At 63.9% G+C, this 296-nt stretch carries 1 protein-coding gene; it reads right to left on the bottom strand.

Annotated features, from left to right (window positions below; translation table 11 throughout):
* Positions 1-296, bottom strand: a 296-nt coding sequence (locus tag HMPREF2890_RS05200) for an NAD(P)(+) transhydrogenase (Re/Si-specific) subunit beta (RefSeq protein ID WP_148130682.1), incomplete at both ends; no start/stop codon positions are given.

Below are 296 nucleotides of genomic sequence, written 5' to 3' on the forward strand. Positions count from 1 at the left end.
ATACGACCGGCGACGGGATGGATGGCAAAGCGTACGTGTGCGCCATTGCGGGTCAGCGCATCGGCAAGGTGCTTCACCTCGTGCTGCGCCTGTGCGAGTGCCATACCGTAGCCGGGGACGATGATCACCTCCTTAGCCTCGTGGAGGAGCTTGGCGGTATCGTCGGGAGCGGCATCCGCCTTGGCAGGTGCCTGAGTAGCGGCACTGACGAGGTCAGCCACCGTCTCCTTGGCATCACCGAGGCACATCGTCACGCCCTCCTTGCGGGTGTAGAGCGGGTTCTCCACTCCGGCATA

This window comes from Porphyromonas sp. HMSC065F10, from assembly GCF_001808555.1.
Lineage (GTDB): Bacteria > Bacteroidota > Bacteroidia > Bacteroidales > Porphyromonadaceae > Porphyromonas_A.